Genomic DNA, 25,958 nt, shown 5'->3' with positions numbered 1-25,958 from the left:
GACGGTGCGCCGCGGTCCCTGAACGGGCCGTAGATGCCACGGTGAACCCGCTTGTGGCTAACTATGCGGCTTCGGGACCGCGACAGGATGCCAGTGAGAGCCGCAGGACGTTGGATGACAGGAAGTGCCATGGCGCTGGCAGCGTTGTGGGTGACCGGGCTGCTGGCCTATCAGATGCCGGGGCCGGGCTGGCTGGCCAATGGCATTGCGGTGCTGTGGCTGCTGGTTGCGCTGTGGGCGTCGTGGCAGGTCGCGCGTGGCCGTGGCCATCGTCGCCTGGGCATGGCGTTCGGCGCGTCGCTGGCGCTAGCCGGCCTGTGGTGGCTGCTGCTCACCCCGCGCCAGGACCGCGTCTGGGCCGATGACGTGGCCCAGCGCCTGCACGTGGTGTCCTTCGACGGGCGCCACGTGGTGCTCGACAACGTGCGTGATTTCACCTGGCGCAGCGAGACCGACTACGACGCGCACTGGGTGCGCCGCGCGTACGACCTGGACCAACTCCGCTCGGCCGATCTGGTGCTGTCGTACTGGATGGGCCCGGCGATCGCCCACACCCTGATCTCGTTCGGTTTCGAGGATGGGCGCCACGTGGTGTTCTCGCTGGAGATCCGCAAGGAACGCGGCGAATCGTTCTCGGCGCTGGGCGGCTTCTTCCGCAAATTCGAGATGACCCTGGTGGCCGCGGAGGAGACCGACATCATCCGCACCCGCACCAACGCGCGTGGCGAGGATGTCTACCTGTACCGCCTGCACGGCATGGACCAGGCGCAGCTGAAGCAACTGTTCGCCGCGTACATCGCGCAGGCGCGCGAACTGGATGCGAAGCCGGGCTTCTACAACACGCTCACCAGCAACTGCACCACCATCGTCTTCGATCTGGCCCGCCACATCGCGCCGCGCCTGCCGCTGGACTACCGCCTGCTGCTGTCCGGCTACCTGGCCGAATACGCACAGGAGGTCGGCGCGCTCACGCCGGGCGTGCCTTATGCCGAACTGCATGACAAGGGCCGCATCACCCAGCGTGCGCTGGACCTGGGCAGCGGCGACCACTTCTCCACCGTGATCCGCCAGGGCGTGCCCGGCACCGAGCAGGACCCGCAGTAATGACCCGACTCTTCCTGATCCGCTGGCAGCGCGCGCTGCCGGTGTTGTTCGCCGCCTTCCTGCTGCTGGGCAGCAGCGGCTGCGCGATGGTGACTGTCAAGCAGGTGAAGTCCAGCGATTCGCTGGTGAACAAGCGCGCCGATGTGCTCAACACCGGCAAGCTCAGCCCGGCCGCGCGCGAGACGCTCAGCGCGGCGGGCCTGGATGAGTCGCAGTGCGAGAAGGACTTCCTGGTCTGCCGCAGCACGTTGTTGATGACCGATGACCTCAACGTCGAGCAGCGGCTGTCGGCGCTGTCCGAACTGTGGGTGAAGGCCGCACTGGCGCTGACGCCGAAGAAGACCGCCGCCGGCGATCCGCCGATGAGCGATGCGGCGCTGGATGCCTGGCTGGAAGCCGCGCGCTATGCCTATGCCTACCTGTTCTACAGCGGCCGCTCGCCGTCCGACCGCGCCTTCGAGGACCGGCAGACGCAGGTGCGCGACTACTACAACTACGCCGCCGAGAAGGCGGCGGTGGTGCTGTTCGTGCGCGCGCGTGCAGCGGCACTGGCCGGCGAGGACTATACGAAGCCGATCTCGGTCGGCAGCTGGTCGCTGGCCTCCAACTATCAGCAGTTGAACCTGAAGAGCATTCCGGCGCAGCTGGTGCCGGCCGGCACGGTCAGCTTCGTCGGCCTGCGCAGCACCTATCGCCGCGATGGCTTCGGTGCCGAGCTGGTGATGGTGATGGACCCGCCCAAGCTGGTCGCGCCGGTGATCGCGGGCGATGGGCCGAAGGCGGAAACAGCGGCGGATGATGCTGACGACGAGCGCCGTGGCCGCCGCCATCGGCATGACGATTCGGTGCCGGAATTCAGCGAGATGTCCTCGATCAACGTCACCGCGCTGCTGCGTTTCGAAGGCAGCAGCCTGGAAGACGTGATGCGCACGCGCCGGGTTGAACTGGACGCCTATTCGCCGGAGGCCACTGAACGCATCACCCTGCACGGCGAACAGGTGCCGCTGGCCGGCAATTTCACCGCTGCCTACGGCCTGTGGCTGGCGCAGAGTGGCTTCGCCCGGCAGTCACTGCGCACCCTGTTCGGCATGAGTGAGGGCATCGGCGAACCGCACATCTACCTGATGCAGCCGTGGGACCCGAACCGCCGCATCATCTTCATGCTGCACGGCCTGGCCAGCAGCCCGGAAGCCTGGGTGAACCTGGCCAACGAGATCATGGGCGACCCCGAGCTGCGCCAGCAGTTCCAGGTGTGGCAGGTCTACTACCCGACCAATGCACCGATCGCGCTGAACCGCTACGAGATCGCCAACGCGTTCAATGACACGCTCAAGCACTTCGACCCCAACGGCAGCACACGCGCATCGAAGGACATGGTCTATATCGGCCACAGCATGGGCGGCGTGCTCGCGCGGCTGTTGGTGAGCGACTCGGGTGATGTGCTGTGGGATGACCTGCTGGCCAACTATGACCTGAAGGGCGAGCGGCTGAAGCGGGTGCAGGCCAAGCTGGGGCCACTGCTGCATTTCAAGGCGCAGCCGAACGTGGAACGCGCGATCTTCATCGCCGCGCCGCACCAGGGCACGGATATCGCAGGCAACAAGGTCGGGCGGCTGATCGGGCGCCTGGTACGCCTGCCGCTGACCATTCTCGGCAAGTTCGAGGACGTGTTCATGGCACTGGCACAGGCCGAGCAGCAGGTCGACGGCACCGCCAAGCCGAAGATTCCCAACAGCATCGACAACCTCAAGGCCAGCGATCCGTTCGTGAAGGCCGCCGCACAGCTGCCGATCGAAGCGGGCCTGAAGTACCACTCGATCATCGCCCAGCGCAAGCCGGAGCTGCCGGTGGAGAAGTCCGATGACGGGCTGGTGCCGTACTGGAGCGCGCATCTGCCGGGCGCGCTGTCGGAGAAGGTGATCATTTCCGGCCACAGCGTGCAGGAGACCCCGCAGGCCGTACTGGAAGTGCGCCGCATCCTGCATCGGGATATCGATGATGTGGGAGCCGGTACACGGTAATGCCGGCCTCTGGCCGTCGCCATCATGGGATTCCCGCGTGCGCGGAGGTTGCCGGCCAGCGGCCGGCACTACCGGAATCCGGCGGCGCTACACCCGCCGCGCGATCACTGCGGCCAGCACCGCCAGACCGAAGGTGATGGCCAGGCACAGCAGGTAGCCGGTGTGCGGCGCGCTTTCCACGAACATGGCGAACAACGCGCCGGACACCGCCAGCGCGGTGGTCACCGACAACGCCTCGCTCAGCTGCAGCGCCGAGGTATTGGCACCCTGCTCATGCGGTGCTGACAGCGACAGGGTCAGCACCGACAGGCTGGCGTAGATCATGCCCATGCCGAAGCCGGTCACGGCCCAGCCGACCAGCGCGACCGGCAGCGGCATCGGGTTGAACAGCACCGACAGCGTTGCGGCGATGCCGAACGTCATCATCACCGTGCCAACGCGCAGCAGCTGCTGGCGTGACCAGCCACGCTGCTGGTGGCCCTGCAGCCATGAACCGGCGAACCAGCCCAGCGCACCGAGGCTGAGCACGGCGCCTGCCCAGCTGGGCGAGAGCCCGCGTTCGCGCTGCAGCAGCAGGGGCAGATAGGCCTCGCAGGCGAAGAACGCCGCTGCAGCAATGCCGCGCAACGCGATCACGCTGGGCAGGCCGCGGCGCAGGATCAGGGTTCCGGCCGGCAGCAGCCGATGCACGCAGAACAGCAGCGCCAGCATCGCCACGCCGATGCAGAGCAGGGCGGCCATGCCCTGTTGCTGGCCGCCGACGTAGAGCAGTAGTGCGGCCAGTGAGGCGCCAGAGGCCCAGCGCACCACGTTGCTGCGTTCGCCATCGTTGCAGACCGCAACGGGAAGTTGCATGCGCGCCAGTGCCGGGCGCAGCAGCAGTGCGGCCGGTATCGCCAGCAGTGGCACTGCCAGGAATACCCAGCGCCAGCCCAGGTGCTGCACCATCAGGCCACTCAACGCCGGGCCGACCATCGAGGGCACCACCCAGCCTGCGGAGAACGCCGCGAACACCTTCGGTCGCAGGTGCTCGGGGTAGCTGCGGCCGACCATCACGTAGAGCGAGACCGAAATCGCGCCCGCGCCCAGGCCCTGCATCAGGCGCCCGGCCACCAGCATGCCCATGCGCGTCGCAAAGCCGGCCAGCAGCAGGCCCAGCACGAAGCAGCCCAGGCCGTACCAGAGTGGCCGCGCGGGGCCGTGGCGATCGGCCCAGCGCCCGGCCAGGGTCATGCCGATCACACTGGTGGCCAGGGTGCCGCCAAAGGCCAGCGCGTACAGGCGCAGGCCATCGAGTGCTTCGGCCACGGTGGGCATCGCGGCCGCGACGGCCAGTGCTTCGAAGGCGTGCAGCGCGACCAGCGCAACCATGCCGATGGTCGTGGCGCGGTAGCGCGCGGACAGGATCGAGCTGTCAGCCGGCAGGTGGGTGTCGGCGGGAGAGAGGGTCGGGGTCATACGGGTCAGGTGCAGGCCGCGCTTGTCAACGGGCGGCGAAGGTAGCAGCATGCCACCTCAACTGTAGTTGAGGTCAAGCAATGGCATCCCAGGAACTCAGCGTTGGCGAGGTCTCCCAGCGCAGTGGCGTGGCCGTTTCCGCACTGCATTTCTACGAGCGCAAGGGGCTGATCAGCAGCCTGCGCACCTCGGGCAACCAACGGCGTTACAGCCGGGACGTGCTGCGCCGGTTGGCGGTGATCCGCGTGGCGCAGCGGGTGGGCATGCCGCTGGAAGCAGTCGGCCGTGCCTTCGAAAGCCTGCCTGACGGCCGCGCACCGACCAAAGCGGATTGGGCCAGGCTGTCCGCGCGCTGGCGCACCGAGCTGGAAGAGCGCATCCACATGCTGCAGCTGCTGCGCGACGAACTGACCGGCTGCATCGGTTGTGGCTGCCTGTCGCTGCAGCATTGCCGCCTGGCCAATCCCGGCGACGTCCTCGGCGAACGCGGCGACGGCCCGATGCGCTGGGAGTGAGCGACAAAAAGGGGACGGAGGGGATTATGTCGTTTGTGCACTTGCGACTTAATCCCCTCCGTCCCCTTTTTCTTACCAGACCGTGATCGTCTCGCCGCTCTGGATGCCTTCCACCGCGCGCTGGAAGGCCAGTGCCGCGCGCTGTGCGCTTACCGCCTCGAAGCCCGGGAAGTAGGGGCCGTAGGCGGCCATCGATTCGATCAGTACGTTCGGGCTGACCACGTTGATGCGCAGGCCGCGCGGCAGCAGCTCCAGTGCGGCTGCGCGCACGAAGCCTTCCAGTGCGGCATTCACCGAGGTGGCGTTGACGCCGTCGCGGATCGGTTGTGCGCTGACGATGCCGCTGGTCAGGGTGATCGAGCCGCCGCTGTTGAGATGATGCTGCGCGGCCAGTGCCAGCCTCACCTGGCCCAGCAGTTTGTCCTGCAGGCCGAGGTTGAACTGCGCCGGCGTCATCTGCTGCAGCGGGCCGAAGTGCAGCTTGCCGGCGGTGGAAATCACCGCATCGACCGGGCCGGTACGTGCGAACAGTTCGGCGACGCTGGCGTCATCGGTCAGGTCCACGCGCAGTTCGCCGCTGCTGCGGCCGGCGGCGAGAATCTGATGCTGTTGGCCGAGCTGGCGGGCGACTGCCTGGCCGAGGGTGCCGCTGGCACCAACGAGGAGGATCTTCATGGCCGTTCCTTGCGTAAGGGAGTGAGCGCAGTCTGCGCCCTCACAATGGTGTTAGGTAAGCGGCGTATGATTCGCAGATTCCTAACTAGGGATTAGTAATGGATACCCTTCGATGCATGCAGGCCTTCGTTGCCGTGGCCGAGCGTGGCAGCTTCGCCGGCGCCGCCGAACAGCTGCAGGTCTCGGCGGTGATGGTGGGCAAGTACATCCAGCAGCTGGAGGCGCATCTGGGCACCGCGCTGCTGCAACGGAACACCCGCCGCCAGCGCCTGACCGAAGCCGGCAGCGCCTATCTGGCCGGCTGCCGGCAAGTGCTGGAGCAGGTGCAGCAGGCCGAGGCCGATGTGGCCGGTCTGCAGGTACAGCCGCGTGGCCTGCTGCGGGTCAGTGCGCCGACCACCTGGGGCAGCTGCGTGCTGGCGCCGCAGCTGGCCGGCCTGCTGCGCGCGCAGCCGCAGTTGAACATCGAACTGGATCTGAGCAACCGCCGTGTGGACCTGATCGAGGACGGCTTCGACGTGGCGATCCGGGTCGGGCCGTTGCCATCGCAGGAGGTGGTGGCGCGGCCGCTGCCGCCGTATGCGATGAGCCTGTGCGCGGCGCCGTCTTACCTGCGCAGGCGCGGCACGCCACGCACGCCGGCGGACCTGCAGGGGCATGATTGCCTGAGCCATCTTGCCTGGCGTGGTGGCCATGGCTGGCAGTTGGCCAACGGTGAACAGGTGGATTGGGAGGCGCGGCTGACCTGCAACGACGGGTTCGCGCTGCGCGAAGCCGCCGTGGCCGGGGCCGGGTTGGTGTTGCAGCCCACCGCGCTGTTGGCGGGGGAGATCGCAGCAGGGCGCCTGAAGCCGCTGCTGCGCGACTACCTGCCCGAACCGCGACCGATGCATCTGATCTACCTGCCGGATCGACGGCCGCGCCCGCGGCTGCAGTGCTTCGTGGATTTCGTCATGGCCACATTTGGGCAATGAGCATCCACGCCATGCGTGGATGATGGTAGGTGCCGACCGTTGGTCGGCACACATCGGGATCAATCATTCGCCGCAGACAATTCCTGCCCGCGCACCTGCGCAGCACGCAGCGCGTTGTCCACCAGCACTTCGAAACCACCGGCCTGGAAGCTCTCGATCGCGGCCTGGGTGGTGCCGTTCGGCGAGGTCACACGGCGGCGAAGCTCGGCCGGGCTTTCGCCGGCTTCATCCAGCATGCGCGAGGCGCCCAGCAGGGTCTGCACCACCAGCGTGCGCGCGGCGTCGGCCGGCAGGCCCTGGGCAATGCCCGCCGCTTCCATCGCTTCGGCCAGCAGGAACACGTAGGCCGGCCCGCTGCCGGACACGGCAGTGACCGAATCCATCAGCGCCTCGCGCTCGATCCACACGGTACGGCCGGCACTGGCCAATACCTGTTCGGCCTGCGAGCGCTGCTGTGCATCCACCGACGGCGTGGCATACAGGCCGGTCACGCCGGCGCCGAGCAGGGCCGGCGTGTTGGGCATTGCACGCACCACCGGCAGGTTGCCGCCCAGCCAGCGTTCCAGCTGCGCGCTGGTGATGCCGGCGGCGATCGACACCACCAGTGGCCGGCTTGCCTGGGCCAGTGCCTGCAGCGACTGGCAGACCTCGCGCAGCACCTGTGGCTTCACCGCCAGCAGCCAGGTGCGGCCCTGTGCGGCGGCATCGGCGGCATTGTCGTGCACCTGCACGCCGAAATCGGTGGCCAGCGACTCGCGCAGTGCTGCAACCGGTTCGGCCACGTGGATGTGTGCGGCGGGCACGCCCTGGCGGATCAGGCCAGCGATCAGGCTGCGCGCCATGTTGCCGCCGCCGATGAAGGTGATGGAATCAGCTGTCATGAAACTCTCCTTGCAAGATCAGGCCGGGCGAGGACGCGCGCCGAACAGGGCGGTGCCGATGCGCACCAAAGTGGCGCCCTCGGTGATGGCGTCGGCGTAGTCGCTGCTCATGCCCATCGACAGCGTGTCGACCTGCGCGTGCTGGGCGGCCAGCGACTGGAAAAGTGTGCGCATGCGCACGAACGCATCCCGACGGCGTTCCGCCTCGGGCCATGGCGCGGGAATCGCCATCAGGCCACGCAGGCGCAGGGTGGGCTCGGCGGCAATCGAAGCGGCCAGCACCTCGACATCCTCCGGCGCACAGCCGTGCTTGCTGGATTCATCGTCGATGTTGACCTGGATCAGCACATTCAGCGGACCACGCGCTGCCGGGCGATGGCGCGCCAGCGCCGTCACCAGCTTGGGCCGGTCCACGCTCTGCACCCAATCGAAGTGGGTGGCCACGGCCTCGGCCTTGTTCGACTGCAGGTGGCCGATCAGGTGCCACTCCAGCGCCAGGTGCTGCAGCGCCTGCATCTTGGCCAGCGCTTCCTGCACATAGTTCTCGCCGAAGGCCTGCTGGCCCTGCGCGGCCAGCGCGGCCACGGCCTCGGCCGGTTGGGTCTTGGAAACGGCCAGCAGGCGCGGATCGGGCAGGCCGGCCGCCTCGGCGGCGGCATGCAGGTTGCTCAGGATCTGGGGCAGGGGAGTGGCCACGTAACGCGTTCCGTTGAATCAGGAGGCTATACTGCCGCCCGGGGAAAGATCCTTCCAGTCGAAGCCGTTATTGGGGAGTAGCCGCTCATGGATATCGCCGAACTGCTGGCGTTTTCCGTAAAGAACAAAGCGTCCGACCTGCACCTGTCCGCAGGCCTGCCGCCGATGATCCGCGTGGACGGCGACGTTCGCCGGATCAACATCCCGGCCCTGGACCACAAGCAGGTCCATGCGCTGGTGTACGACATCATGTCCGACAAGCAGCGCCGCGATTACGAGGAATTCCTCGAAGTGGACTTCTCCTTCGAGATCCCGTCGCTGGCGCGCTTCCGTGTGAACGCGTTCAACCAGAACCGTGGCGCCGGTGCGGTGTTCCGTACCATTCCGTCCGAGGTGCTCACCCTCGAGGACCTGGCCTGCCCGCCGCTGTTCCGCGAGGTGATCCAGCAGCCGCAGGGCCTGATCCTGGTGACCGGTCCCACCGGTTCGGGCAAGTCGACCACGCTGGCGGCGATGATCGACTACATCAACAAGAACGAATACGGCCACATCCTCACCGTCGAGGATCCGATCGAATTCGTGCACACCTCGCAGAAGTGCCTGATCAACCAGCGCGAAGTGCACCGCGATACGCATGGCTTCAACGAAGCGCTGCGCTCGGCACTGCGTGAGGACCCGGACATCATCCTGGTGGGCGAACTTCGCGACCTGGAAACCATCCGCCTGGCACTGACCGCCGCGGAAACCGGCCACCTGGTGTTCGGAACCCTGCACACCAGCTCGGCGGCCAAGACCATCGACCGCATCATCGACGTGTTCCCGGCCGGCGAAAAGCCGATGGTGCGTTCGATGCTGTCCGAGTCGCTGCGTGCGGTGATCTCGCAGGCGCTGCTGAAGAAGGTTGGCGGCGGTCGTACCGCAGCGTGGGAAATCATGGTCGGCACCCCGGCCATCCGCAACCTGATCCGCGAAGACAAGGTGGCGCAGATGTACTCGGCCATCCAGACCGGCCAGCAGTACGGCATGATGACCCTGGACCAGCACCTGCAGGACCTGGTCAAGCGCAGCCTGATCACCCGCAACCAGGCCCGCGAGTACGCCAAGGACAAGCGCCTGTTCGAGTAAGGCGGGACAACCACGGGCGGCGTGCACCAGTGCGGCGCCGTCTCCGTGCCGTTTCCTCCACCGACCGTTTCCTGGTACATGCCCTCTTGGGAGCCCGCCGTGAACAGCACCGCGACCACCATCGATTTCACTTCGTTCCTCAAGCTGATGGCGCACCAGCGCGCCTCGGACCTGTTCATCACGGCCGGCATGCCGCCGGCGATGAAGGTCAACGGCAAGATCTCGCCGATCACCCAGACCCCGCTCACGCCGCAGCAGAGCCGCGACCTGGTCCTCAACGTGATGACCCCGGCGCAGCGCGAGGAATTCGAGAAGACGCACGAATGCAACTTCGCCATCGGCCTGTCCGGCGTCGGCCGCTTCCGCGTCAGCTGCTTCTACCAGCGCAACCAGGTCGGCATGGTGCTGCGTCGCATCGAGACGCGCATTCCGACCGTGGAAGAACTGAGCCTGCCGCCGATCATCAAGACGCTGGCGATGACCAAGCGCGGCATCATCCTGTTCGTCGGCGCCACCGGTACCGGTAAATCGACCTCGCTGGCAGCGATGATCGGTTACCGCAACCAGAACTCGACCGGCCACATCATCACCATCGAAGACCCGATCGAGTTCGTGCACAAGCACGAGGGCTGCATCATCACCCAGCGCGAAGTCGGCATCGATACCGACAGCTGGGAAGCCGCGCTGAAGAACACCCTGCGCCAGGCGCCGGACGTGATCATGATCGGCGAGGTGCGTACCCGCGAAGGCATGGATCACGCCATCGCGTTCGCCGAAACCGGCCACCTGGTGCTGTGCACCCTGCATGCGAACAACGCCAACCAGGCGATGGACCGCATCGTCAACTTCTTCCCGGAAGACCGCCGCAACCAGCTGCTGATGGACCTGTCGCTGAATCTCAAGGGCGTGGTCGCGCAACAGCTGGTGCCATCGCCCGATGGCCGCTCGCGCAAGGTGGCGATGGAGATCCTGCTGGGCACGCCGCTGGTGCAGGACTACATCCGCGACGGCGAGATCCACAAGCTGAAGGAAGTGATGAAGGACTCGGTCCAGCTTGGCATGAAGACCTTCGACCAGAGCCTGTTCGAGCTGTACCAGGCCGGCGAGATCAGCTACGAGGACGCGCTGCGCTACGCCGATTCGCAGAACGAGGTGCGCCTGCGCATCAAGCTCAGCCAGGGCGGCGACGCACGTACCCTGTCGCAGGGGCTGGACGGCGTGGAGATCTCGGAGATCCGTTGACCTGGCCGGTATCGGTCGTGGCTGGATTGATGAATTCCGGTCATGACCGACTGCGGCCGGGCTGGCTCAATCCAGCGCCACGACAGGCGTATCGTCATCACTCCCCCTCTGGAGCACGACGATGCAGACACGCGAACTGGGCCGCAGTGGCCTGAAGGTTTCCGCCCTCGGCCTGGGCTGCATGGGCCTGACCCATGCCTACGGTCAGCCGGTGGAGCAGGGCCAGGGCATCGCCCTGCTGCAGGCCGCCGTCGAGCGCGGCGTGACCTTCTTCGACACCGCCGAGGTGTATGGTCCGTACACCAACGAAGACCTGCTCGGCCGGGCGCTGGCGCCCTACCGCGACAGGCTGGTGATTGCCACCAAGTTCGGATTCAAGGGCGCGCGCACCGATGACGGCCTGGACAGCCGCCCCGAGAATATCCGTGCCGTTGCCGAAGCCAGCCTCAAGCGCCTGCGCACCGACCATATCGACCTGTTCTACCAGCACCGCGTCGACCCGAACGTGCCGATCGAGGATGTGGCTGGCACCGTGCGCGACCTGATCGCCGAAGGCAAGGTCGGCCACTTCGGGCTGTCCGAGGCGAGCGCTGCCACCGTGCGCCGCGCGCATGCGGTGCAGCCGGTTGCCGCCGTGCAGAGTGAGTACTCGCTGTGGTGGCGCGAACCGGAGCGCGAGTTGTTGCCGACGCTGCAGGAGCTGGGCATCGGCTTCGTGCCATTCAGCCCGCTTGGCCGCGGCTTCCTCACCGGCACGATCAACGCCGACACCACCTTCGATGCCAACGATTTCCGCAACAGCGTTCCGCGTTTCGAAGTGGAGGCGCGCCGCGCCAACCAGGCGCTGGTGGATCGCATCAGTACGATTGCCGCAGCACGGGGCGCGACGCCGGCGCAGGTGGCGCTGGCCTGGCTGCTGGCACAGGCGCCGTGGATCGTGCCGATCCCAGGCACCACCAAGATCCATCGCCTGGAAGAAAACCTCGGCGCGGCCGACCTGCAGCTGGCACCGGAGGAGCTGCAACGCATCGCACAGGCGCTGGACGAAGTGTCGATCGTCGGCGAGCGCTACAACGCGCAGCGTGCCGCCCAGGCCAAGGGCTGATCACCAGCTGGGTGCGGACCGTTGGTGGTGGGTGCGGACCGTTGGTCCGCACGCCTTGCCCCTCACCCCAGCGGCCCGCGCAGCGCATCAAGCACCGTGCGCATCGCCACGGTGACGTGGCGGCGCGACGGGTAGTACGCGTAGTAGCCATCGAAGTGCGGGCACCAGTCGTCCAGCACCGACTGCAGGCGGCCATCGTCCAGCATCGGCTGCACCTGGTCTTCCGGCAGCCAGGCCAGTCCGCTGCCGGCCAGCGCAGCGGCGCGGGTCATGCCCATGGTGTTGAACGTCCATTGCCCGCCAACGCGCACACTCAGTTCGTTGCCATCCTGGCCGAAATCCCACGGCATCAGTCCCCCATGCGTAGGCAGGCGCAGGGTCACGCAGTTGTGCTTGGCCAGGTCGTCCGGATGCTGCGGCACCACGTGCTGGCGGAAGTAGCTGGGTGCACCGACCACGCGCATGCGCAGCGGCGGGCTGATCGGCACCGCGACCATGTCGCGCGCCAGGCGCTCGCCGAGGCGGATGCCGATGTCGTAGCGCTCGGCGGCGATGTCGGCCAGGCCGTAGTCGGTGGTCAGTTCCACCTTCAGGTCCGGATAACGCTGCAACAACGGCGCCAGCCGCGGCCAAGCGATGTACTCGGCGGCATGGCCGGTGGCATTGATGCGGATGGTGCCGGCCGGGCGTTCGCGGTACTCGGCCAGTGCGGCCAGCCCGTCCTCGATCTCGGCCAGGCGTGGGCCCAGGGTGTCGAGCAGGCGGGCACCGGCTTCGGTGGTCGATACGCTGCGGGTGGTACGGGTCAGCAGGCGCACGCCCAGGCGCTGTTCCAGGCCGCGCATGGCATGGCTGAGCGCGGACTGGGACACGCCCAGCTGGGCGGCGGCCCGGGTGAAGCTGCCCTCGCGGGCAACGTGGACGAAGGCCTGCAGGTCGTTGAGGTTTTCGCGGGGCATGCTGGAATGATACGGCCGGGCTGCGCCCGGCACCTGCCGAAGCAACGTCAACGGCCACGTCAACTTCAAAAACTGGCTATCCGTGAGATGGCGGGGTGGGCCCGATTGAGGGGGACGCCGTAAACCCATCCATGGGGGCTTGGTCGCGGCATCCATGCCGCTCACACCCCCTCAACCGGACCCACCCCGCCTTCGACAGTTGGCTGCGGCCTGTCGGGCGAGGCGGGGTCGGACGTTTGGGTGTGTCGATTTCTGCGTCTGTGGTTCGTCGAATGAATGACTTCAACGGGAGCTGCACATGAGCACTGACACCAAGCCGAAAGGCCCGGCCTCGTATTTCCCCTCCATCGAGAAGACCTACGGGCAGCCGGTGGCGCACTGGTTCGGGTTGCTGGCCGGGAAGAAGGGCCTGAAACACATGGAACTGGTCAGCTTCCTGAAGAGTGAACATGGCTTGGGCCATGGCCATGCCAACGCACTGGTGGCTCACCATCTGGCCGGCAAGGGCTGAGCAGCGCCGAGCCCGGGGCAGTGCGAGGCGCATTCAGCTGAACGATTTCATCTGCAACTGTCATGCAGATCGTGTCTAATACCGCTCCCCACCTGCTGTTCCCCCACCGCATGTCCCTTCCTTCCCATGGCCCCGCGCCGTGCGACGACGCTGACGGCCACCTGGTCACCGCCGGTCCGCTGACCCCGCCGCCCGACAGTGCTGGCACCACCGCCGACGAAAAAGCGCTGCGTCACTCGATCGCCGAGGACGTGCAGGGCATGGTGCTGGCCACGATGGTGGCCTCGCTGGGCCTGGCCATCTTCGCCAAGGGCGGGCTGATGATCGGCGGCATGGCGGGCATGGCCTTCCTGCTGCACTACGCGATGGGCTGGAACTTCGGCCTGGTGTTCGTGCTGGTCAACCTGCCGTTCTATTGGGTGGCGCTGCGGCGCATGGGCTGGGAATTCACCCTGAAGACCTTCGCTGCGGTCACCGCCTGTGGCGTGCTGACCGACCTGCTGCCGCGCTGGATCGACTTCTCGCACATCAACCCGCTGTATTCGGCGATCGTCGGTGGTGCGCTGTCAGGCCTGGGCATCCTGTTCTTCATCCGCCACCGCGCCAGCCTGGGCGGCATCGGCATCCTGGCGGTATACCTGCAGCGCACCCGAGGCTGGAGCGCCGGCAAGGTGCAGATGTCCTACGACGCCTGCCTGATGGTGGCCGCGTTCTTCGTGCTGTCGCCATCGAAGGTGCTGTACTCGGCCATCGGCGCGGTGGTGCTCAGCCTGGTGCTGATGTTCAACCACCGCCCCGGCCGTTACATGGGCGTGTGACCGTTCAACGGGGTTGCCGGCCAGCGGCCGGCACTACCGGCATCCACGCGCGGAGATCCCTCAGCGGACGGCGGCCTGCAACCACGGCGGCGACAGCGTCAGCAGCCGCGCATGCACCGGGCAATCCTCGGCGTGCGCGCCGGGCAGGTAGCCCAGGCTCATCAGGAACTCGCCGGTGATCTCGCCACCGGTGAAGCGGAAGGTCTTCTTGAACAGCTTCACCCAGTCGGCCTTGCTGCGCGGGTGATGCGCATCCAGCCACGCCGCGAAGCTGCCATGACTGGCCCGCAGCTGCTGGATCACCTGCGCGTTGTGGATGGCGGCCAGTACCTTCAGCCGGTTGCGGATGATGCCCGCGTCCGATAGCAGGCGCTCGATGTCCTGCTCGGCATAGGCCGCCACGCGGTCGACATCGAAGCCGTCATAGGCCGCGCGGAAGCCCTCGCGCTTTTTCAGGATCGTTTCCCAGCTCAGCCCGGCCTGGTTGATTTCCAGCACCAGCCGCTCGAACAGTTCGCCCTCGTCACGCTGCGGGAAGCCGTACTCGTTGGCGTGGTAGTAGTCGTGCACCGGATGGCCCGGGGCGATGAGGCAGTAGCCGCTCATGGGGAAGACTCGCTGGATTCGGGTTCGGGATCGATGGCCACTGCGGGGCGCCCACCGATGGACAGCATCGGCCAGCGCGGCGGTTCGAGAGTGAGTTTGCCATCACGCAGCGCCTGGTTGATCGCCTCGGCCTGGCCGCTGGCGGTGCCGAACAGCGAACCGGCCCGGCGCCAGTGGGTATCCCTGCCACGTGCGTACAGCACGCAGTCCGGCCCACGGATGGTGTACAGCTCGCACAGCAGCACTTCGCCGGTACCATCGCCGTCGAGGTCGCGATGCACGATCAGGCAGTCGCGCTCGCTCTGGGCGCAGGATTCGCCATCGATCGCGCGCGTGGCCAGTGCCTGCCACCAGTCGTCCGGTGGCGAGCTGGATCCCTTGGCCAGCTTCAGCGCGCGCTGCAGGGCGACGACGTCCTGCGTCCCCTTGTCGAGGCGCTGGCCGTCATCCCAGCACGAGGTACGTGCCAGCGCGGCAGCGATCACCTGTGGCGCGTTGGCATCGGCGGTGATGGCTGGATCACGCTGCAGCTCGCGCAGCGCCCGCACGCCGCGGTGGCCAAGATCGAAGCGCAGCACGTTGACGTCACTGCTGGTGATCGCGGGCGGGTCCGCACGCAGGCGCGCCAGCTGGCTGGACAGGGTCAGCCGCACCGGGTCCAGCAGCGGCGAGTTGCCCAGCAATGCCAGTGCCAGCACCGCCCAGCACATCCAGCGGTTGACCGGCTCCAGCATCTGCAACCAGCGGCGCTGCCGGCGCAGCACCGCCAGCGCGTAGCCCACGGCATAGCCGGCCACGGCCACTGCGACGAGTACCGCCCAGAACCGGTCCACGGTCCAGCCGTACTGCACCACGCGCAGCCCCAGTGCGTACAGCGCCAGTGCGGCGTAGACCGGCAGCGCCAGCAGGCTGGCTTCAACCAGACGGCGCAGCACGACGGGGTAGGGCGCGGTGTCGTCCCCCTGCTGGTAGACCGCATTGGTGAACGTCACCAGCAACAGCGACAGCACCAGCAGCAGGCTGGCGGCCGAGCGGGTCTTCCACAGCGGTTCCAGCCCGGTAAGCGGCAGGCTCAGCACGAACAATACGGCGATGAACGAGAGCAGCGGCAGCAGTCCGCGGCAGATCGCGAACAGCACCTGGCGGGTGATCTGGATCGCGCGGTGCTGGGTGCGCCCGATCAGCACGCCGAACCCGGCCAGGCTGCCGGTAGCCAGCGCAATGAAGGCATCCTGGCGGAACAGGTCGCGGAAGACGGTGACCTCCAGCAGCTGGAACAGCGCCGCCCACAGCCACAGCAGCAGCCAGGTCAGCCCGGTGAACAGTGCCGCCAGGGCGAGGGTCAAACCGTTCTGCCAGGCGCGCTCGAACAGCTCGGGGTAGCTGGCGCGCCAATGCCCGTGCTGCAGCTGGAACTGCCACCAGGGCAGGGCCACGAACACCGCCACGGCGATGCCCAGGGTCAGTGGAAACTGCAGCGCGCTCGACTCCAGCGCGGTCTCGCCAGTGAGGTTCCAGCCGATCCAGGCGGCCAGCGCCAGCACCACCGCCGAGCCGAGCACGGCCTGCAGCCACAGGCGGCGCTGGCCCAGGTCGACCAGGCTCAGCGCCACCGCGCTGGGAATGGCCAGCACCCAGGCGTACCAGCAGTAGCGCCAGCCGATATCGCGGAACGGCCACGCATCGGACAGTTCCTGCGCGGCATACAGCATCAGACCCTGCAGCAGGGCAATCAGGACGATGGCGCCGCGTGCCGGCAGGGTCAGGGGCGATGAAGACTGCATCGATGACCTTCCATGGCAAAGCACCATCCTAGCCCATCGCGGTTCGCCGCCTTTGCGCGACCATCCCGCCCCCAGCAGGTAGAATGGGACCATGCCTGTAACGCCGACCTCCCTCGCCGATCACCTCCTCGTCGCGCTGCCGTCGCTGCTCGACGCGACCTTTGCCCGCAGCGTCGCGCTGATCTGCCAGCACGACGAGAACGGGGCGATGGGCGTGCTGGTCAACCAGCCTTCCGAGTACACGCTGGGTGAAGTGCTTGCACAGATGGACATCACCACCGGTGACGGCGACCTGCAGGCGCGCATGGTGCTCAACGGCGGCCCGGTGCATCCCGAGCGCGGCTTCGTCATCCATGACGACGCGCGCGCGTGGGATTCCAGCCTGATCGTGGGTGACGGCCTGTACCTGACCACTTCGCGCGACATCCTTGAAGCGATGGCGCGTGGCGAAGGCCCGGCCAATGCCGTGGTCACCCTCGGCTGTGCCGGTTGGGGCGCAGGGCAGCTGGAAAGCGAGCTGTCCGAGAACAGCTGGCTGACCGTGCCGGCCGATGCCGAGCTGGTGTTCCAGCTGCCACTGGAGCAGCGCTGGCAGGGTGCGGCCTCGCGCATCGGCGTGGACCTGTTCCGGCTGACCGACTACAGCGGCCATGTCTGAGCCGGCCACGCCCGTACCGGCTCCTGCTGTCCCGGCGATCCGCCGTGACGGCACCGTTCTGGGTTTCGACGTCGGCTCGCGGCGGATCGGCGTGGCCATCGGCAGTGCCTTCGCTGCGCATGCGCGCGCGGTTGCGGTGGTCGATGTGCACGGCAATGGCCCGGACTGGACCGCGATCGAACGCCTGCTCAAGGAATGGAAGCCCGACGGCCTGGTGGTCGGCGACCCGCTGACCCTGGACGGCCAGGACCAACCCAACCGCAAGCGCGCGCAGGGCTTCGCCCGCCAGCTGCGGGAACGTTTCAAGCTGCCGGTGGTGATGATCGACGAGCGTTCCAGCTCGGTCGAGGCCGCCCGCCGCTTCGCCGTCGAGCGCGCCGAAGGGCGCAAGCGCCGCCGTGATGCGGCCGCGCTCGATGCCGTGGCCGCGGCGGTGATCATCGACCGCTGGCTGTCGTCCCCCGACGACGCCACCCCCATTCCCTGACTGCCCGACACCGCCATGACCGCCCAGCAAATCGATGCCTCCGGACGCCTGCGCCACCTGCTGACCCTGGAGGGCCTGCCGCGCGGGACCCTGCTGCAGCTGCTTGACCGGGCAGGTCAGATCCGCGATGCCGCAGTCGGCCGCGTCGGCAACAAGCGCCACGTGCTGGCCGGTTCGGCGGTGTGCACGCTGTTCTTCGAGCCGTCCACGCGCACCCGCAGCTCATTCCAGCTGGCCGCGCAGCGCCTGGGCGCCGATGTGCTCAACTTCGATGCCTCGACCTCGTCCACCCGCAAGGGCGAAACCGCCTGCGATACGCTGCGCAACCTGGAAGCGATGGGCGTGCGCGGCTTCGTGGTGCGCCACCCGGAGGATGGCGCGGTAGCCGCACTGGCAGAAGCGGCGGGCGAGGGCACCGCACTGATCAACGCCGGTGACGGCCGCAGCGCGCACCCGACCCAGGGCCTGCTGGACATACTGACCCTGCGCCAGGCCAAGGGCCCGGATTTCTCGAAGATGAAAGTGGTGATCGTCGGCGACGTGAAGCACTCGCGCGTGGCCCGCACCGACCTGCATGCGCTGCGCACGCTGGGCGTGGGTGAGATCCGCGTGTGCGGCCCGCAGTCGCTGCTGCCGGACGATGAGACCCTGAAGGGCTGCGTGGTCGGCGATGATTTCGACGCGATGCTGGAAGGCGTCGACGCGCTGATGATGCTGCGCCTGCAGCGCGAGCGCATGGAAGAAGGCCTGGTGCCGTCGCTGGAGCAGTACCACGCCCAGTACGGCCTGACCCGCGAGCGCCTGGCGCGCGCCGGCAAGGATGCCGCGGTGCTGCACCCGGGCCCGATCAACCGCGGCGTGGAAGTGACCGACGACGTGGCCGACGGCCCGCAGTCGTGGGTGCTGCGCCAGGTCGCCAACGGCGTCGCCGTGCGCATGGCCGTGCTGGAAACCCTGCTGGGCTGACCACCCGCTCTGGTAGGTGTCAACCTTGGTTGACACACTTGCCGCGCGGCTTGTCCGCGCACCGCTCTGGTAGATGCCAACCTTGGTTGGCACTATCCATCCGCGCCCAAGTTGTCGAGCGGATCACACGAAGCCCCAAGCTCCCATTCGCACCATGCATGGGGATATTGCCCAAGCCGCGTCGCCAGTCCGGCCCTGATCGGATTTCCCATCAGGTACATCGCACGCCGGTGCAACGATTCGTCAGAGCGGATCGCATGATCGTGATAGCAGGCCTGCCAGAAGCGCCCGACTCGCCCCAGCAACCGGTTTGCCTGCTGGGCTGTGCGCGACTTGAAACGCTTCATGACGGTTTCCAGCGTTCCCGCACGTAGTTCGACCAGCCAGTGGATGTGGTCGGGCATGACCACGTACGCAATCGAGCGGGTGAAGCCTTCCTGATCCAGTCGCTGGAATTCGCGGACTGCCAAGGCGGCCGCTGCGGCGTTGGTGAAGAGCGGCGCGCGGTCATGGACGACGGCGGTGAGGATATAGCTGAGGCCGATGCTGGAGCGACGACCGAGCAGGAGACGTGTGTTCTGCATGGAGCAAGCATGGACGGGCCTGCTTCCAGTGAACATCGGGGAATGGGTTGGTTTCAGGTAGGCCAGTGCCAACCAAGGTTGGCAACTGCCAGGGCAGTCAATGCCAACCAAGGTTGGCAACTACTGAAGCTGCGGCTCAGCGCTTCTGCGCGAACAGCCATGCCCACATCGCCGGGTCGGCGTAGGTGGCGTCCCAGGCATTGTGGTTGCCGTCCGGGTACTCGGTGTAGCGCACGTCGCGTGCAGCGGCGCTCCGGAATGCGGCGTGCAGTCTGCGATCGTCGTCCGGTGGCACTACATCATCCAGCGCACCGTGGAAGATCCAGATCGGCGTGCCTCTCAGGCGCTGGGCGATGGCCGCATACGGATCGGTTTCCTGGGCGACCTGCTCGACGAACAGGGTCGGGCGCACCGCGCGTGGCGCCAGCACCGCGCCGCACACGGGCACGATCGCGGCGAAGCGCCCGGGGTCATCCAGCGCGATGTTCCAGCTCCCATAGCCGCCCATCGACATCCCGGTCAGGTACTGCCGTGAGGGATCGGCACCGAACTCGGCGATGGTGGCGTCCAGGGCGGCCAGCGCAACGCGGTTGTTGCGCCCGCTCCATTCCTGGTGGCCCGGCACCTGGGGGAATACGGCCAATGCGGGGAAGTCGGCCGCGTGCCTGCGCAGGTGCGGCCCCAGCCCCGCATGGGTCTGCTTGACACCGTCGCCGCCACGCTCGCCGGAGCCGTGCAGGAACAGGATGACCGGGAGTCTGGTGGGAGCGGTGGCCTGAACGCCGGCCGGAATGAACACCTGGTAGTAGGCGGTCTCGCCGTCCACCTTCACTGCGCGGCCCTCGAAGCGGCCGCGCGCGCTGTCCGGCAGCGAAGTGCAACCGCTCATCATCAGAAAGGCCAGCAGCGGCAGCCAGCGCGACATCGATCGGACCATGGGATTTCCCGGGGCGGCAGGGTCAGCTGCATCCTAGCCCGCCGCAGGTCAACGCGGCATCGTGCGGCGCGTCACTCCGGTCGCGGGAAACTGGCAATGATGTCCAGCTGCTCCTGCGCTTCGGCATTGCCCTCGGCGGCGGCCGCCTGCACCTGCGCGATGTCCGGATGCAGCACCACCAGCAGCGGGTTCTCGCAGACCGGGCAGGCGTACTCGGTGGCGTCCTCGTCCAGCTCCATCTCCATGGCACGCGAGCTGCCCTTCCATTCGCAGGCCGGGCAGGTGTGCTGCTGGTCGCGCCAGCCGGGCTGGAAATAGTTTTCGATCGTGGTGGCCATGGGTGTCCAGTTGGAAACGGGTCAGAGCCCCGCGCAGCGGAGATCCGACCCTGGGTTTTGGCGTGGGTCGGAACTCCGCGCGGCGGGGATCGGACCCTGCAGGGTTCAGTGCAGCAGCACCAGCGTGGCCAGGCCGAGGAAGGTGAAGAAGCCCATCGAGTCGGTCACGGCGGTCAGGAAGATGCCGCTGGCCAGCGCCGGGTCGAAGCCGAAGCGTTTCAGGGTCAGTGGCACCAGCACGCCGGCCAGTGCGGCGAACAGCAGGTTGCAGGTCAGCGCGATGGCGATCACTGCCGACAGCCCGGGCGAGTGGAACCAGGCCAGCACGATCAGCCCCAGCACGGAACCCAGCATCACGCCGTTCAACAAGGCGACCCGCACCTCCTTCCACAGCAGCGTGCGCGCGTTGGACGCGCCTACCTGGCCCAGTGCCAGGCCGCGCACCATCAGCGCCAGCACCTGGGTACCGGCATTGCCGCCCAGGCCCGCCACGATCGGCATCAGCACGGCCAGCGCCACCAGCTTGTCGATGGTGCCTTCGAAGTGGCCGACCACGCTGGAGGCCAGGAAGGCGGTGCACAGGTTCACCGACAGCCACATCAAGCGCCGGCGCATGGCGCGCCAGACCGGGCTGAACAGGTCTTCGTCCTCGTCCAGGCCGGCGGCGCCCAGTGCCTGGTGCTCGGCCTGGCCACGGATGATGTCGACCACGTCATCGATGGTGATGCGGCCGATCAGGATGTTGTTGTCGTCCACCACCGGCGCGGAGATCCAGTCATGGTCGGAGAACTGGCGGGCGACCTCCTGGTCGCTCTCGCCGACGTCAATGGCCGGCTGCTCGTCGTCGATCAGGCGGTTGATCGGGGTGGTGTCCTCGTGGGTCACCAGTGCCGCCAGCGACACCCGGCCGAGGTACTGATGGCGCCGGCTGACCACGAACAGGTGATCGGTATGGTCCGGCAGTTCGCCGCGCAGGCGCAGGTAGCGCAGCACCACGTCGACATTGACGTCGGCGCGCACGGTCACCACGTCCGGGTTCATCAGGCGGCCGGCGCTGTCCTCGGGATAGGACAGCACCTGCTCCAGGCGCTCGCGGTTCTCGCGGTCCATCGACTTGAGGACCTCGTCGATGACCGTATCGGGCAGGTCTTCGACCAGGTCGGCCAGGTCGTCGATGTCCAGGTCTTCGACCGCGGCGATGATCTCGTCCGGGTCCATGTCCGCGAGCAGGCTCTCGCGCACGTCTTCGCCGACGTGGACCAGCACCTCGCCGTCATCTTCCGGATCAACCAGGCCCCACACCACCTCGCGCTTGCCCGGCGGCAGCGATTCAAGCAGGTTGCCGATCTCGGCCGGGGCCAGGGTGTTGACCAGCCGACGTACCGGGCCCAGCCGGCCGCTGTCCAGTGCATCGGACAACATCCGCAGTTGGCGCGCAGTCTTGTCGTGGCGTACAGCTTCAGCCATCGCAGCTCCCGCGGGATAAGAAAAGCCGCGATCCCGGCAAGGATGCGGCAACAGGGGTGTTCAGCGCGTCATTATCGCAAGGGGATGTTTCAGCGCATAGCCGCCGGGTGGCGGTAGTGCCGGCCGCTGGCCGGCAACCTCTTGGCCTTCAACGAGACGGGGTCAGATCCCTTTTCCCGCGGAAAAGGGATCTGACCCCAGGCGTGCATGCCCGGCGAGCGGGTGGTGTCAGGGCGTATCGGCCACCAGCGCCAGCCAGCGTTCGATGGCGCGGCGGTCGCGCGCGGCCAGCAGCTTCGGGGCACGGGCGCGCAGCGCACCCAGATCGGCTTCGCGGATGGCACGGCGCACCTCCAGCAACGTACCGGGATGCAGGCTGAACTCGCTCAGGCCCAGCGCCAGCAGCAACGGGGTCATCCGCGCATCACCGGCCATCTCGCCGCAGACCGCCACCGGGATGCGGTGGCGTGCGCCGGTCTCGATCACCATCTGCAACAGCCGCAGCACCGCCGGGTGCAACGGTGAATACAACTCACCCAGCGCCTCGTTGTTGCGGTCGGCGGCCAGCAGGTACTGCACCAGGTCGTTGGTGCCGATCGACAGGAAATCGACCAGATCGATGAAACTCTCCAGCGCCAATGCCGCCGCCGGGACTTCGATCATCGCGCCCAGCGGCACGTGCTCGGACACCATATGGCCTTCGCTGCGCAGCTGTTCGCTCAGCTTGAGCATGCGCCGGCGCACCGCCAGCAGTTCCTCGCGGGTGCTGACCATCGGCACCAGCACGCGCAGCTTGCCGTAGGCCGAGGCGCGCAGGATCGCGCGCAGCTGGGTGTCGGCCACCTTGGGCCGTGCCAGCGACAGGCGCACGCCGCGCAGGCCCAGTGCCGGGTTCTCTTCGTTGCTCAGGGTCAGACCGGTACGATCGGCCTTGTCCGCACCCAGGTCGAGCGTGCGGATGGTCACCGGCCGGCCGCTCATGCCCAGTGCGGCATCACGGTAGGTCTGGAACTGTTCTTCTTCGTCCGGCAGCTCGTTGCGCTGCAGGAACAGGAATTCGGTGCGGTACAGGCCCAGCCCCTGCGCGCCCAGCGCATGCGCCTGGGTGACGTCCTCCAGCGATTCGGCATTGGCCAGGAGGGCAATGTCGACCTGGTCGCGGGTACGGCTGGGCTTGCTGCGCAGGCGGCCAAGCTCGCGCTGCTCGCGCGCGTGTTCCTTCAGGCGTGCGCGGTAGTCACGCAGGTTGTCGGCCAGCGGGTTGACGGTGATGCTGCCGTCGGCACCGTCGATGATCAGCACGTCGCCGTCGGCGACGCGGCTGAGCAGTTGCGGCACATTGACGATCAGGGGCAGGTGCAGGCTGCGCGCCAGGATCGCGCTGTGCGACAGCGCGCTGCCGGCGGCGGTGACGATGCCGACCACGCCCTGCGCCTGCAGCTGCGCCAGTTCGGATGGGGCGATGTTGTCGCAGACCAGGATCTCGCCGGCCAGGCCCTTCATCACCGGCGGGCGTTCGGGTTGCAGGAAGGCGTGGATGCGGCCGATCACATGGTCGAGATCGTCCATGCGGCTCTTCAGGTAGGCATCGTCCATGCCATCGAAGACCTTGGCCAGGCGGTCACGCTGCAGGCGCAGCGCGTAGCCGGCACTGTACGGGCCGCTGCGGATCAGTTCGTCCAGGCCATACAGCAGCTCGGGGTCGTCCAGCAGCAACGCGTGCAGGTCGAGGAACTCGCCCACTTCCTGGTTCAGTGCGCCATGCAGGCGCTGACGCAGTTCGTGCATTTCCGTACGCGCGGCATCCAGCGCACGGTGCAGGCGGGCCAGTTCGGCCTCGACCTGGTGGGCGGCCACGCGTTGCTCGGCCACTTCCAGTGCATGCGGCAGCCGCACGCGCGCCCGGCCCATCGCCGTTCCGCGCGCCGCGCCATGGCCGGCCAACAGCTGTACCGGCCGTTGGCCGGAAGGGAGCTGGCCGGCGCGTGCGCGTGGCACGCTCAGCTGTCCTCGTCGAAGCGGCGTTCGAACAGGCCCACCACCGCCTCCATCGCGGCGGCTTCATCTTCGCCGTTGATGCGCACGGTGACCGGAGTGCCCTGGCCGGCGGCCAGCAGCATCACGCCCATGATGCTCTTGGCGTTGATCTCACGGCCCTTGGCGGCCATGGTCACGTTGCAGCGGAACGGCGCCAGGGTCTGCACCAGCTTGGCGGTGGCCCGGGCATGCAGGCCCAGGCGGTTGCTGACGGTGAGTTCTCGTTCAAGCATCGTCGACTATCGCTCCATTACGGGTACCCGCCGCGGCTGTGGCGGGCAGTTGATCCAGTCCCTGTTCCGGATAATTCATCACCCGCAGCAACATCGGCAGGCTCAGTGCCGACACCCGGCGAACCGGGGTCCCCAGCCGGGCCAGCTGCCCTGCAAGGTTGGCGGGGCTGGCGCCGTACAGGTCGGTCAGGATCAGCACGCCCTCACCACTGTCGACCCGCCGCAGGGCGGCCGAGGCGAGCGGGAGCAGGGCGTCCATGTCTGCGTCGAACGGTACTTCGAAAGCTTCGGTTTTCAGCGGCAATTGCCGCAGGAGCCGGGTCGCCACGTCAAGCAGGGCGGTCCCGACCCCGGGATGTGTTACGAGGAGAATGCCACAGGTCATTACTGCACGTTAACAGGTCAAGGTGAATCGGCGATAGCAGCAGATGAGGGGCACTGTGTCCCGTATTCAGCGTTATCGGGGTCAGAGCCCTTTTCCCCTGGAAAAGGGATCCGACCCCATGCGTTTTTCGATGCCTGACAGCGAATCATCCACGCATGGTGTGGATCCATCGTGTCGACCAAGGTCGACACCTACCAACAGCGCACGGAATCTGTCAGAGGCGGGGCGGTGTGGGTAGGCAGGACCGTTGGCGCCATGGATGGCGCCATCGAGCCCCCATGGGTGAGGGCGCTTTGCTTGCGAAGCACTGCTTCGCAAGCGCCCGAACGCCCAGCCGCCAGCGGCTGGGCCGGACCCCGGAGGGGGGTTCACGGCGTGTCCTGCCTACCCACACCGCCCCGCCATCCCACGGAATGCCGCTTTTGCTGTTGCTGTTGCTGTTGCCGGCCAGCGGCCGGCACTACCGACGGGTGCCGGGCGCAGCCCGGCCGGCCCCCCTCAATCCTGTTCGCGGTGGTACGTCGCCACGTCCTGCCAGCCCATCTCGCGGGCATGCCGGGCCATGCGCTCGGCCAGGAACACCGAGCGGTGCTTGCCGCCGGTGCAGCCGAACGCCACGGTCACGTAGCTGCGGGTGCCATCACCCAGTTTCGGCAGCCAGGTATCGAGGAAATCCATCAGCTGGGCCAGGTAGCGCTGCACGTCCGGTTGCGCTTCCAGGTAGTCGCGCACACCCGGTTCGCGGCCGCTGAGCGCACGCAGGTCCGGGTCCCAGTGTGGATTGGGCAGCACCCGCGCATCGAACACGAAGTCTGCCTCGGCGGGTACACCGCGCTTGTAGGCGAATGATTCGAACAGCAGCGACAGGCCGGTGGCATGGTCCATCGCGAACTCGGTGATGATCCGCCGCCGCAGTTGGTGCACGTTGAGGTTGCTGGTATCGATCACCGCATCGGCCTCGCGGCGCAATGGCGCGGTCAGCTCGCGCTCGCGGGCGATCGCCTCGGGCAATGACAGGCCCAGCTGGCTCAGCGGATGGCGGCGGCGGGTGTCGGCATAGCGCTTGAGCAGCGTTTCGTCGCTGGCCTCGAAGAACAGCACCTTCACTTCCACGCCGGCGTCGGTGGCCAGCTGCCGCCAGTCGCCCAGCTGGCTCAGGTCGGCCTGGCCGCGCACGTCGATGCCCACCGCCAGCCGGCGCGGCGCGCTGCCATCGTGGTTGGCCAGCAGGCTGCGCACGAAGTCCGGCAGCAGGTGGATCGGCAGGTTGTCCGAGCAGTAGTAGTCCTGATCCTCGAAGGTCTTCAGGGCGACGGATTTACCCGAGCCGGACAGGCCGCTGACGATGATCAGGGTCGGGGCGGAGGGGGTGGCGGTGCTCATGAACAGGCT

At 67.4% G+C, this 25,958-nt stretch carries 27 protein-coding genes; 12 read left to right on the top strand and 15 right to left on the bottom strand.

The window, feature by feature from the left end; translation table 11 throughout:
- Positions 1-129 precede the first annotated feature (129 nt).
- Both E5790_RS04890 and E5790_RS04885 read left to right on the top strand, forming a co-directional pair.
- The gene (locus E5790_RS04890; RefSeq protein WP_014646210.1) at positions 130-1,104 is read left to right on the top strand and encodes a DUF4105 domain-containing protein; all 975 of its coding nucleotides are present in this window, start codon (positions 130-132) and stop codon (positions 1,102-1,104) included.
- Entirely contained in the window at positions 1,104-3,125 is a 2,022-nt protein-coding gene (locus E5790_RS04885) for an alpha/beta hydrolase (protein WP_014646211.1), read from the top strand. The genes E5790_RS04890 and E5790_RS04885 overlap by 1 nt, the downstream gene beginning before the upstream one ends.
- Positions 3,126-3,212: 87 nt before the next feature.
- Here E5790_RS04885 and E5790_RS04880 read toward each other — a convergent pair whose 3' ends face one another.
- Positions 3,213-4,634 carry an MFS transporter gene (locus E5790_RS04880; RefSeq protein WP_111205531.1) on the bottom strand — a complete coding sequence of 474 codons (1,422 nt, stop codon included), beginning with the start codon at positions 4,632-4,634 and terminating at the stop codon, positions 3,213-3,215.
- Positions 4,635-4,663: 29 nt separating this feature from the next.
- Here E5790_RS04880 and soxR point away from each other — a divergent pair, with 29 nt between their 5' ends.
- Entirely contained in the window at positions 4,664-5,098 is a 435-nt protein-coding gene (gene soxR, locus E5790_RS04875; protein ID WP_021202603.1) for a redox-sensitive transcriptional activator SoxR, read from the top strand.
- 72 nt (positions 5,099-5,170) lie between these two features.
- On the opposite strand, the gene E5790_RS04870 is transcribed toward soxR, so the two are convergent.
- The gene (locus E5790_RS04870) at positions 5,171-5,773 is read right to left on the bottom strand and encodes a short chain dehydrogenase (RefSeq protein ID WP_014646214.1); all 603 of its coding nucleotides are present in this window, start codon (positions 5,771-5,773) and stop codon (positions 5,171-5,173) included.
- Positions 5,774-5,871: 98 nt separating this feature from the next.
- Here E5790_RS04870 and E5790_RS04865 point away from each other — a divergent pair, with 98 nt between their 5' ends.
- Positions 5,872-6,747 carry a LysR family transcriptional regulator gene (locus tag E5790_RS04865; protein ID WP_014646215.1) on the top strand — a complete coding sequence of 292 codons (876 nt, stop codon included), beginning with the start codon at positions 5,872-5,874 and terminating at the stop codon, positions 6,745-6,747.
- 59 nt (positions 6,748-6,806) lie between these two features.
- Here the strand turns inward: E5790_RS04865 and proC are convergent, their stop codons facing one another.
- Positions 6,807-7,628: a pyrroline-5-carboxylate reductase gene (proC, locus tag E5790_RS04860; protein ID WP_014646216.1), complete on the bottom strand. Its 822-nt coding sequence runs from the start codon at positions 7,626-7,628 to the stop codon at positions 6,807-6,809.
- An 18-nt stretch (positions 7,629-7,646) separates the two neighbouring features.
- On the bottom strand, positions 7,647-8,324 hold the full coding sequence (locus E5790_RS04855) for a YggS family pyridoxal phosphate-dependent enzyme (protein ID WP_111205532.1): 678 nt from the start codon (positions 8,322-8,324) through the stop codon (positions 7,647-7,649).
- 87 nt (positions 8,325-8,411) lie between these two features.
- On the opposite strand from E5790_RS04855, the gene E5790_RS04850 reads away from it, so the two are divergent.
- From E5790_RS04850 to E5790_RS04840, 3 genes are all read left to right on the top strand, one after another.
- Complete coding sequence (locus tag E5790_RS04850; protein WP_004147099.1) at positions 8,412-9,449, top strand: type IV pilus twitching motility protein PilT; 1,038 nt, start codon at positions 8,412-8,414, stop codon at positions 9,447-9,449.
- Positions 9,450-9,596: 147 nt separating this feature from the next.
- The gene (locus E5790_RS04845) at positions 9,597-10,691 is read left to right on the top strand and encodes a PilT/PilU family type 4a pilus ATPase (protein ID WP_043033789.1); all 1,095 of its coding nucleotides are present in this window, start codon (positions 9,597-9,599) and stop codon (positions 10,689-10,691) included.
- A 121-nt stretch (positions 10,692-10,812) separates the two neighbouring features.
- Entirely contained in the window at positions 10,813-11,796 is a 984-nt protein-coding gene (locus E5790_RS04840; RefSeq protein WP_049405029.1) for an aldo/keto reductase, read from the top strand.
- Positions 11,797-11,858: 62 nt separating this feature from the next.
- On the opposite strand, the gene E5790_RS04835 is transcribed toward E5790_RS04840, so the two are convergent.
- On the bottom strand, positions 11,859-12,755 hold the full coding sequence (locus E5790_RS04835; RefSeq protein ID WP_111205533.1) for a LysR family transcriptional regulator: 897 nt from the start codon (positions 12,753-12,755) through the stop codon (positions 11,859-11,861).
- A gap of 298 nt (positions 12,756-13,053) precedes the next feature.
- On the opposite strand from E5790_RS04835, the gene E5790_RS04830 reads away from it, so the two are divergent.
- Both E5790_RS04830 and E5790_RS04825 read left to right on the top strand, forming a co-directional pair.
- Entirely contained in the window at positions 13,054-13,266 is a 213-nt protein-coding gene (locus E5790_RS04830) for a DUF4287 domain-containing protein (protein WP_014646220.1), read from the top strand.
- A gap of 110 nt (positions 13,267-13,376) precedes the next feature.
- Positions 13,377-14,084 (top strand): YitT family protein, encoded by a 708-nt coding sequence (locus tag E5790_RS04825; protein ID WP_014036228.1) that lies wholly within the window; start codon positions 13,377-13,379, stop codon positions 14,082-14,084.
- Between the two features lie 60 nt (positions 14,085-14,144).
- On the opposite strand, the gene E5790_RS04820 is transcribed toward E5790_RS04825, so the two are convergent.
- Both E5790_RS04820 and E5790_RS04815 read right to left on the bottom strand, forming a co-directional pair.
- Positions 14,145-14,690 carry a DNA-3-methyladenine glycosylase I gene (locus E5790_RS04820; RefSeq protein ID WP_111205534.1) on the bottom strand — a complete coding sequence of 182 codons (546 nt, stop codon included), beginning with the start codon at positions 14,688-14,690 and terminating at the stop codon, positions 14,145-14,147.
- Positions 14,687-16,474, bottom strand: a complete 1,788-nt coding sequence (locus tag E5790_RS04815; RefSeq protein ID WP_111205535.1) for a DUF4153 domain-containing protein — start codon at positions 16,472-16,474, stop codon at positions 14,687-14,689. Before E5790_RS04815 ends, E5790_RS04820 begins: the two co-directional genes overlap by 4 nt.
- 91 nt (positions 16,475-16,565) lie before the next feature.
- Between E5790_RS04815 and E5790_RS04810 the strand changes: the two genes are divergently transcribed.
- Genes E5790_RS04810 through E5790_RS04800 form a run of 3 tightly spaced genes read left to right on the top strand, consistent with a single transcriptional unit; the run spans position 16,566 to position 18,585 of the window.
- Positions 16,566-17,132 (top strand): YqgE/AlgH family protein, encoded by a 567-nt coding sequence (locus E5790_RS04810; RefSeq protein ID WP_014646224.1) that lies wholly within the window; start codon positions 16,566-16,568, stop codon positions 17,130-17,132.
- Positions 17,125-17,619, top strand: a complete 495-nt coding sequence (ruvX, locus tag E5790_RS04805) for a Holliday junction resolvase RuvX (protein ID WP_046429259.1) — start codon at positions 17,125-17,127, stop codon at positions 17,617-17,619. Before E5790_RS04810 ends, ruvX begins: the two co-directional genes overlap by 8 nt.
- Before the next feature lie 15 nt (positions 17,620-17,634).
- On the top strand, positions 17,635-18,585 hold the full coding sequence (locus E5790_RS04800) for an aspartate carbamoyltransferase catalytic subunit (RefSeq protein ID WP_111205536.1): 951 nt from the start codon (positions 17,635-17,637) through the stop codon (positions 18,583-18,585).
- Between the two features lie 92 nt (positions 18,586-18,677).
- On the opposite strand, the gene E5790_RS04795 is transcribed toward E5790_RS04800, so the two are convergent.
- The 8 genes from E5790_RS04795 to rapZ form a co-directional block, all read right to left on the bottom strand.
- Positions 18,678-19,169: a transposase gene (locus E5790_RS04795; protein WP_014646227.1), complete on the bottom strand. Its 492-nt coding sequence runs from the start codon at positions 19,167-19,169 to the stop codon at positions 18,678-18,680.
- Positions 19,170-19,305: 136 nt separating this feature from the next.
- Positions 19,306-20,106: a prolyl oligopeptidase family serine peptidase gene (locus E5790_RS04790; protein WP_080354503.1), complete on the bottom strand. Its 801-nt coding sequence runs from the start codon at positions 20,104-20,106 to the stop codon at positions 19,306-19,308.
- A 71-nt stretch (positions 20,107-20,177) separates the two neighbouring features.
- Positions 20,178-20,444: a hypothetical protein gene (locus E5790_RS04785; RefSeq protein WP_032958486.1), complete on the bottom strand. Its 267-nt coding sequence runs from the start codon at positions 20,442-20,444 to the stop codon at positions 20,178-20,180.
- Positions 20,445-20,549: 105 nt separating this feature from the next.
- A complete protein-coding gene (gene mgtE / locus E5790_RS04780) occupies positions 20,550-21,911 on the bottom strand; it encodes a magnesium transporter (RefSeq protein ID WP_008266103.1) in 1,362 nt (453 codons plus the stop codon).
- Between the two features lie 228 nt (positions 21,912-22,139).
- Positions 22,140-23,909 (bottom strand): phosphoenolpyruvate--protein phosphotransferase, encoded by a 1,770-nt coding sequence (gene ptsP / locus E5790_RS04775; protein ID WP_032958484.1) that lies wholly within the window; start codon positions 23,907-23,909, stop codon positions 22,140-22,142.
- A gap of 2 nt (positions 23,910-23,911) precedes the next feature.
- Positions 23,912-24,181, bottom strand: coding sequence for an HPr family phosphocarrier protein (locus E5790_RS04770; protein WP_005408385.1), 270 nt, complete (start codon positions 24,179-24,181; stop codon positions 23,912-23,914).
- The gene (locus E5790_RS04765) at positions 24,174-24,566 is read right to left on the bottom strand and encodes a PTS fructose IIA component family protein (RefSeq protein WP_032958481.1); all 393 of its coding nucleotides are present in this window, start codon (positions 24,564-24,566) and stop codon (positions 24,174-24,176) included. Before E5790_RS04765 ends, E5790_RS04770 begins: the two co-directional genes overlap by 8 nt.
- Positions 24,567-25,064: 498 nt before the next feature.
- Positions 25,065-25,949, bottom strand: a complete 885-nt coding sequence (gene rapZ, locus E5790_RS04760) for an RNase adapter RapZ (protein ID WP_136191706.1) — start codon at positions 25,947-25,949, stop codon at positions 25,065-25,067.
- Between the last annotated feature and the right edge of the window lie 9 nt (positions 25,950-25,958).

It is taken from the genome of Stenotrophomonas sp. PAMC25021, assembly GCF_004795795.1.
Taxonomy (GTDB): Bacteria; Pseudomonadota; Gammaproteobacteria; order Xanthomonadales; family Xanthomonadaceae; genus Stenotrophomonas; species Stenotrophomonas muris.
The sequence above is the reverse complement of the archived record's forward strand: the minus strand, read 5'-3'. Positions and strand labels throughout refer to the sequence as shown.

Excerpts from the sequence above, each read along its gene's own strand:
- E5790_RS04885 (WP_014646211.1), top strand. The coding sequence starts at position 1,104 with ATGACCCGACTCTTCCTGATCCGCTGGCAGCGCGCGCTGCCGGTGTTG.
- E5790_RS04790 (WP_080354503.1), bottom strand. The coding sequence starts at position 20,106 with ATGGTCCGATCGATGTCGCGCTGGCTGCCGCTGCTGGCCTTTCTGATG.
- E5790_RS04820 (WP_111205534.1), bottom strand. The coding sequence starts at position 14,690 with ATGAGCGGCTACTGCCTCATCGCCCCGGGCCATCCGGTGCACGACTAC.
- E5790_RS04835 (WP_111205533.1), bottom strand. The coding sequence starts at position 12,755 with ATGCCCCGCGAAAACCTCAACGACCTGCAGGCCTTCGTCCACGTTGCC.
- ruvX (WP_046429259.1), top strand. The coding sequence starts at position 17,125 with ATGTCTGAGCCGGCCACGCCCGTACCGGCTCCTGCTGTCCCGGCGATC.
- soxR (WP_021202603.1), top strand. The coding sequence starts at position 4,664 with ATGGCATCCCAGGAACTCAGCGTTGGCGAGGTCTCCCAGCGCAGTGGC.
- E5790_RS04795 (WP_014646227.1), bottom strand. The coding sequence starts at position 19,169 with ATGCAGAACACACGTCTCCTGCTCGGTCGTCGCTCCAGCATCGGCCTC.
- E5790_RS04830 (WP_014646220.1), top strand. The coding sequence starts at position 13,054 with ATGAGCACTGACACCAAGCCGAAAGGCCCGGCCTCGTATTTCCCCTCC.
- E5790_RS04825 (WP_014036228.1), top strand. The coding sequence starts at position 13,377 with ATGTCCCTTCCTTCCCATGGCCCCGCGCCGTGCGACGACGCTGACGGC.
- E5790_RS04810 (WP_014646224.1), top strand. The coding sequence starts at position 16,566 with ATGCCTGTAACGCCGACCTCCCTCGCCGATCACCTCCTCGTCGCGCTG.
- rapZ (WP_136191706.1), bottom strand. The coding sequence starts at position 25,949 with ATGAGCACCGCCACCCCCTCCGCCCCGACCCTGATCATCGTCAGCGGC.
- E5790_RS04840 (WP_049405029.1), top strand. The coding sequence starts at position 10,813 with ATGCAGACACGCGAACTGGGCCGCAGTGGCCTGAAGGTTTCCGCCCTC.
- proC (WP_014646216.1), bottom strand. The coding sequence starts at position 7,628 with ATGACAGCTGATTCCATCACCTTCATCGGCGGCGGCAACATGGCGCGC.
- E5790_RS04880 (WP_111205531.1), bottom strand. The coding sequence starts at position 4,634 with ATGCTGCTACCTTCGCCGCCCGTTGACAAGCGCGGCCTGCACCTGACC.
- E5790_RS04815 (WP_111205535.1), bottom strand. The coding sequence starts at position 16,474 with ATGCAGTCTTCATCGCCCCTGACCCTGCCGGCACGCGGCGCCATCGTC.
- mgtE (WP_008266103.1), bottom strand. The coding sequence starts at position 21,911 with ATGGCTGAAGCTGTACGCCACGACAAGACTGCGCGCCAACTGCGGATG.
- E5790_RS04800 (WP_111205536.1), top strand. The coding sequence starts at position 17,635 with ATGACCGCCCAGCAAATCGATGCCTCCGGACGCCTGCGCCACCTGCTG.
- E5790_RS04770 (WP_005408385.1), bottom strand. The coding sequence starts at position 24,181 with ATGCTTGAACGAGAACTCACCGTCAGCAACCGCCTGGGCCTGCATGCC.
- E5790_RS04845 (WP_043033789.1), top strand. The coding sequence starts at position 9,597 with ATGGCGCACCAGCGCGCCTCGGACCTGTTCATCACGGCCGGCATGCCG.
- E5790_RS04870 (WP_014646214.1), bottom strand. The coding sequence starts at position 5,773 with ATGAAGATCCTCCTCGTTGGTGCCAGCGGCACCCTCGGCCAGGCAGTC.
- E5790_RS04765 (WP_032958481.1), bottom strand. The coding sequence starts at position 24,566 with ATGACCTGTGGCATTCTCCTCGTAACACATCCCGGGGTCGGGACCGCC.
- E5790_RS04865 (WP_014646215.1), top strand. The coding sequence starts at position 5,872 with ATGGATACCCTTCGATGCATGCAGGCCTTCGTTGCCGTGGCCGAGCGT.
- E5790_RS04890 (WP_014646210.1), top strand. The coding sequence starts at position 130 with ATGGCGCTGGCAGCGTTGTGGGTGACCGGGCTGCTGGCCTATCAGATG.
- E5790_RS04850 (WP_004147099.1), top strand. The coding sequence starts at position 8,412 with ATGGATATCGCCGAACTGCTGGCGTTTTCCGTAAAGAACAAAGCGTCC.
- E5790_RS04785 (WP_032958486.1), bottom strand. The coding sequence starts at position 20,444 with ATGGCCACCACGATCGAAAACTATTTCCAGCCCGGCTGGCGCGACCAG.